The 5,894-nt window shown below is 56.1% G+C and carries 5 protein-coding genes and 1 pseudogene; 5 read left to right on the top strand and 1 reads right to left on the bottom strand.

Annotated elements, in window-relative coordinates:
- Positions 1-106: 106 nt before the first annotated feature.
- The 5 genes and pseudogenes from AAKU64_RS22050 to AAKU64_RS22030 form a co-directional block, all read left to right on the top strand.
- Positions 107-1,093: pseudogene (locus AAKU64_RS22050) on the top strand (methyl-accepting chemotaxis protein); the annotation flags it as partial.
- A gap of 6 nt (positions 1,094-1,099) precedes the next feature.
- Entirely contained in the window at positions 1,100-1,324 is a 225-nt protein-coding gene (locus tag AAKU64_RS22045) for a hypothetical protein (RefSeq protein ID WP_354335702.1), read from the top strand.
- Positions 1,325-1,757: 433 nt separating this feature from the next.
- Positions 1,758-3,524 (top strand): methyl-accepting chemotaxis protein, encoded by a 1,767-nt coding sequence (locus tag AAKU64_RS22040; RefSeq protein ID WP_354335700.1) that lies wholly within the window; start codon positions 1,758-1,760, stop codon positions 3,522-3,524.
- An 876-nt stretch (positions 3,525-4,400) separates the two neighbouring features.
- A complete protein-coding gene (locus tag AAKU64_RS22035) occupies positions 4,401-4,655 on the top strand; it encodes a type II toxin-antitoxin system Phd/YefM family antitoxin (protein WP_354335698.1) in 255 nt (84 codons plus the stop codon).
- A complete protein-coding gene (locus AAKU64_RS22030) occupies positions 4,652-5,080 on the top strand; it encodes a type II toxin-antitoxin system VapC family toxin (RefSeq protein WP_354335696.1) in 429 nt (142 codons plus the stop codon). Before AAKU64_RS22035 ends, AAKU64_RS22030 begins: the two co-directional genes overlap by 4 nt.
- A 123-nt stretch (positions 5,081-5,203) precedes the next feature.
- On the opposite strand, the gene trfA is transcribed toward AAKU64_RS22030, so the two are convergent.
- Positions 5,204-5,894, bottom strand: a 691-nt coding sequence (gene trfA / locus AAKU64_RS22025) for a plasmid replication initiator TrfA (RefSeq protein WP_354363048.1), incomplete at its 5' end; no start/stop codon positions are given.

Below are 5,894 nucleotides of genomic sequence, written 5' to 3'. Positions count from 1 at the left end.
ACCAACGCAGCGATCTTGGCGATGAATTCACATGGCGTCAGTATCAAATCGCCTTGCTTGCCACCCGATTGCGGTTTGGGACAGTGGTAGAGTAACAAGCATAGAGGTTGTATCCAACGACGAAACTGGTCTTTTGCTACAGGCGCTCAAAGATATGCAGGACAGCCTGGCCAACGTGGTGGGCACGGTGCGCGCGGGGTCAGAAGGAGTGGCCACGGCCAGCGCCCAAATCGCTTCTGGCAACAATGACCTGAGCCAGCGCACCGAAGAGCAGGCCAGCGCATTGCAGCAAACCGCCGCGTCAATGGAGCAACTTGGCTCCACCGTGAAACAAAACTCGGATAGTGCCAGGCAGGCCAATCTACTGGCGCAGAACGCCAGTGCTGTTGCAATCAAAGGGGGTGATGTGGTTGCCCAAGTGGTAGAGACCATGAAGGGCATCAACGATTCGAGCAAAAAGATCGCTGACATCATCAGCGTGATCGATGGCATTGCCTTTCAAACCAATATCTTGGCCCTGAACGCGGCAGTCGAGGCGGCGCGAGCCGGCGAACAGGGTCGCGGCTTCGCTGTTGTGGCGTCCGAAGTCCGCTCGCTCGCGGGGCGCAGCGCAGAAGCTGCCAAGGAAATCAAATACCTCATCAACGCCAGTGTGGAGCGTGTAGGGAAAGGCACTACATTGGTAGACCAGGCAGGTGCCACCATGACCGAAATCGTGGGTTCTATTCGCCGCGTAACCGACATAGTGGGTGAAATCAGCGCTGCGAGTGCCGAACAAAGTCAAGGCGTTGAGCAAATCGGTGAAGCGTTGACGCAAATGGACACCGTAACTCAGCAAAATGCCGCCTTGGTAGAGGAAATGGCAGCCGCAGCGACTAGCCTGCAATCACAGGCCCAAGACCTAGTCGGAACCGTTGCCATATTTAAGCTGGGAACGCAAGGCGCATCTCAAGCCATGCGCAAGCAAGCATTAGTTCCTCCTCAGTCGCGGTTTGCGTTGCAGCGCGCGGTGAGTAAACCTGCTAAGCCCTCCGCGCCACGACTGGCCACATCGGCAACAGCCGACGGGGATCCAAACTGGGAAAACTTTTGAAGCCCTATGGACGACGAAAGCCCTGAAGCCATCCGCAAAATGACACAAGAGCTCGCGGTCAACTTGTTCTCTCTGCGTGATAGTTTGGTTGAATTGGCCATGATGTGTCGCGATATGCAATTTGAATATGATGCGATCCAGCGCGACAAGGCTTCGGTTGAAGTTTGCCGTATTTTTGGACGTATCAGCGCAACAAAAGAAAATAGTCCCAAATCCGCGGGGGGCGGATAGCCAGCAAACACCAAAACCGCAACCGTGCTAAAGTGCAAAGAGCTCCGTTGGCCGGCCAATGTATCTCCGGCGCAGTCCTTCTTTGCGGTATCCATCTTCAATTACATGGCGCAGCATTGGGCTGCGGGACCCTTGACCACGTGGCAGCACATTGGTCAAGCTCTCCCACTGCTGCAAGGTGTGAAACATGTCGCCATGGCAAGGCTTGTCCTCCCTGATCATGGCTTGCCCGTGCGCGCAGTTCCGTGTCTTGGTGAGCTACCCAGTAGCCGTGACAATTTGGGGCGTACAACCCTCTTTATGAAGCCGTTTTAGAACCTTGCGCAAGGTGCTATCGATCAAACTTTCACGGAAATCATGCATGAGCCAGATTGTCGTTTATGCTTAATCCAACAGAACCTTAAACCGTCACCCCCAGGAAGAGACTTACCTTATGAATTTAAATAATTTGAAAATCGGTACCCGTCTCGCGCTTGGTTTTGGGCTGGTTCTCTGCTTTGCTGGTGCGCTGGCGCTTACCGGTGCCGGGACGCTTTCCTCTGTGATGAGCCGCTTCAGGGTAGTGACCGACGATATTTTGCCAAAAACGAATATTGCGAACCAAAACATTCAAGCTGCCTACGATTACGCGCGTGCCTTCACCTACATTGTCACATCAGCCGGAAGGCCCGGTGTTGACGCCGCCGCGATCCAGCGATCACAGAGCATCCTCGCCGACACCGTCAAGCTCGTCAACGACAACATGGCCACTCTAGAAAAGCGCCTGTCAACCGACCAAGAAAAGTCGTTATTAGCCAAGGTCGTCGAGCGGCGCAAGGCCTATGGGGGAAGCCGCAATAAGGTGCTGGAACTGAACAAAGCTGGCCAAAGCGACCAGGCGGCCGACCTGATGTTTACCGAGACGGACAGTCTACAAACGGTTTATATCCAGTCCATAAAGGACTTCATCAGTTACGAAGAAAGCCTGCTGAAAAGGGGGGTCGACGCAGCGGAAGGGGTTTACAGTTCCGCACTAAAGATTCTGATTGCCATCGGTACTGCGACCGTGACGCTACTGTGCGTCTTCGGCTGGATTCTGGTGCGCTCAATCACCCGCCCGCTCAACCAGGCGGTAGATATTTCACGTGCTGTCGCCGCCGGCGACCTTAGCCTGCAGTTCGAAGCCGATGGCCAGAACGAGACTGCGCAACTGCTGCTTGCGCTCAAGGCGATGCAGGCCGGCCTGGCCACGGTGGTCGGCAAAGTTCGCGAAGGCTCCGAGGGCCTGGCCACGGCCAGTGCCGAGATTGCCCAAGGTAACAACGACCTGAGCCAGCGCACCGAAGAGCAGGCCAGTGCACTGGAAGAAACTGCGGCCTCGATGGAAGAGCTGAGTTCGACCGTGAAGCAAAACGCTGACAGCGCCAAGCAGGCCAACCAGTTGGCCCAAAGCGCCAGCACCGTTGCCGTCAGGGGTGGCGAAGTGGTGGCCAAGGTAGTGGACACCATGAAGGGCATCAACGATGCCTCGCGCAAGATCAGCGAAATTATCAGCGTGATCGACGGCATTGCCTTCCAGACCAACATCCTGGCCCTCAATGCAGCGGTGGAAGCGGCCCGGGCCGGTGAACAGGGCCGGGGCTTCGCCGTGGTGGCCAGCGAAGTACGCAGCCTGGCCGGGCGCAGCGCGGCGGCAGCCAAAGAAATCAAAAGCCTCATCAACGCCAGCGTGGAGCGTGTTGAGCAAGGCACGGTTCTGGTCGATCAAGCCGGTGCTACCATGACCGAGGTGGTGGACTCAATCCGTCGTGTGACTGACATCATGGGCGAGATCAGCGCAGCCAGCAACGAGCAAAGCCAAGGGGTGGCGCAGATCGGTGAAGCGATCCAACAAATGGATCAGGTCACGCAGCAAAATGCTGCGCTGGTGGAGGAGATGGCGGCAGCGGCATCAAGCCTTAAAGGTCAGGCGCAGGAATTGGTGAGCACGGTGGCGGTGTTCGAGCTGCCACAAGGACGGGGCGAATATGCACCAAGCCGCCACCATGCCACCGCACCGGTAAGTTACAGCGCGCCGAAGCAGTTTCCCCCTGTCAGGAAGGTTGCGCCCAAGTTCAAGGCGTTCTCCAATCCAGTGGCATCGCGTGAGCGTGCGACAGTGCCCAAGGCTGCGCATGACAGTGGCGCCAAAGCGGGCGGCGACGATTGGGAAAGCTTCTAACCCGCCACCCACTTTGGCAACCTCTCGCGGTCAGTCGGCTCTGTCGCATTAATCAATTTGCCTTGGAAAATCCTCAATGAAATCAACAGTTGTTTTGAACCGAAAACGCTTAATGCGACAGAGTCCGATTGCAGTGAGTCTGACCATGGGGTCATTTGCAAATAATCTGAGTCCGAAAAGCCGCTGATTGCAAGTCTGGACGGTTTGAAACGCGAGCAACTACAAATAGGGACTCGTGTCCTCGCGTTCCACTTCCCTTATCGAGGGCGCAAGGGTTTTAGTCCGGCCTCATCGGCTGGGCTTTTTCTTGGGCTTGCGGTGGCCTGGGGCGGCGCTGCGGCTGGCTTGGCCAGCTATATTTTGTGTTTGCTGTTGGATGACGGAATTTTCGGCGGTTCCGGCTTACACCCCCAGAAAGGAAAAAACCGGAACCAAAAACCAAAATACCTACAATTCAAAGCGCGCTGTGTCTGACGGTCTCATACCGTCGGTCACGATCCCCGGAACGACCGGTCACGATGCCGGAATCATCGGTCACGATCAGCGGAATACGCACTTGACCACGTGGCAGCACATTGGTCAAGCTCTCCCACTGCTGCAAGGTGTGAAACATGTCGCCATGGCAAGGCTTGTCCTCCCTGATCATGGCTTGCCCGTGCGCGCAGTTCCGTGTCTTGAGCTCCCCAGTATTCGTGACAATTTCAGCACCTCAATTTAAGGCGACGGAATTTTCTGGGGTTCCGGCTTAGACCCCCGTTATGTTGACACTTGAGGGGCCAAGGCACGCAGCGCTGTCAATCTACTGCGCCGAAGCTTGCACCCGCTTGAATGATGTAGTAACATGACTACATCATTCAAGCATACGGGGGTGTCGTCATGACCATTACCACCTTATCAAGCCGCGAGTTCAACCAAGCGGCGAGCGAAGCAAAACGAGCTGCAAACAACGGGCCAGTGTTCATCACAGATCGAGGCCGACCGGCCCATGTGCTTATGACCTTTGAGGACTATCAACGGCTCACAAAGCAGCGGCGCAACATTGCCGATGCGCTGGCTATGCCAGGTATTGCCGACATCGAGTTTGAGCCGCCGCGTGTGACCATCGAAACTCGGCCGGCTGATTTCTCATGATGTTTGTTCTCGATACCAACGTGGTGTCCGAACTACGCAAGGTGCGGCTTGGAAAGGCCGATACGAACGTGACGGCATGGACGGAAAGCGTTGATGCCGCTGACCTCTTTGTGTCGGCCATCACCATCATGGAACTGGAGCTTGGTGTTCTGTCGATTGAGCGAAGGGACGCCACCCAGGGGGCCGTGTTGCGCTCGTGGCTAGAGCAGCACGTATTGCCTGAGTTCTCCGGGCGCACGCTGCCTGTCGACACCGCCGTGGCACAACGTTGCGCCCGGCTGCATGTACCTGACAGGCGCGGCGAGCGCGATGCACTCATCGCGGCAACCGCCCTGGTGCATGGCATGACGGTGGTCACTCGCAACGTCGCTGATTTTAAGCCCACGGGAGTGACCCTCATCAATCCGTGGGAGGTATCGCAGTGATGGGAAACAGATGTTTTTCGGGCCGGTTTCGCGGCCGCGAAATTTCCCCAGCCTTGCCCCTCATTTGTCAATGAAAAGCGGGAGCCGAAGCCCCCGCTGTTGATCGACCGTATCATCGCACGCCTACCGTTCGCAGTAGATCAAGTCACCCGCTACCCATGTCTTCTTGACCAGGCCGCTACCGTTCAGCTCGGTACACGCCTTATTGGTCTGCTCTGTCCATTTTTTGACTCGATCCGAGTCCGATCCGCACATCAAACGGAATGACTCCAATTTCATCGGGAACGGCTCGCTGTGCGACACAAAGTAGTCGAACATGCGCCTGGCGGTCGGGGACAAGGAACGGTACTTTTCCCACTCGAATTTCGAGTAATACTTGCCGGCGAACAGCACCACCATTTCAGCGTCGATTTCGACCTGGCAGCGCGAATTTTTCTTACCTCGATCCAACACGCGAAAGCGATGGATCAACGACACGGATTCAAGCCGGCCGATCCGGCCGGAAATGAACTGCAAGGCTGTCGCCTGTAACCTGGACAAGCACATTTCAGCCTTGTCGTAGTAGCGGCCATTGATCGACCAGCCAAGGTCTTTGCACAGCTCGTAAAACGTGAACGTGACGGGCGACCCGACCGGGACACGTTTTGCGTACTCTAGGACTTGTTGCCAAACCAGTTCATCATCATCGGCGCGCAGCTCGATGCCGGTGTACGTGATTTGGGGTCGATTTGTTTTAGGTGCAATAAGTGACGGTAGGAGATCGAGCACTGGCGTGGGGGTAGTTCTGTAAGTCAATGATTTCATTAAGGTTTCA

Origin of the sequence: Undibacterium sp. GrIS 1.8 (genome assembly GCF_040544445.1) — a bacterium.
GTDB lineage: Bacteria > Pseudomonadota > Gammaproteobacteria > Burkholderiales > Burkholderiaceae_D > Undibacterium.
The sequence above is the reverse complement of the archived record's forward strand: the minus strand, read 5'-3'. Positions and strand labels throughout refer to the sequence as shown.

What these genes read in the sequence shown, in the direction of transcription:
- AAKU64_RS22040 (WP_354335700.1), top strand. Translation starts at nt 1,758, where the DNA reads ATGAATTTAAATAATTTGAAAATCGGTACCCGTCTCGCGCTTGGTTTT.
- AAKU64_RS22035 (WP_354335698.1), top strand. Translation starts at nt 4,401, where the DNA reads ATGACCATTACCACCTTATCAAGCCGCGAGTTCAACCAAGCGGCGAGC.
- AAKU64_RS22030 (WP_354335696.1), top strand. Translation starts at nt 4,652, where the DNA reads ATGATGTTTGTTCTCGATACCAACGTGGTGTCCGAACTACGCAAGGTG.
- AAKU64_RS22045 (WP_354335702.1), top strand. Translation starts at nt 1,100, where the DNA reads ATGGACGACGAAAGCCCTGAAGCCATCCGCAAAATGACACAAGAGCTC.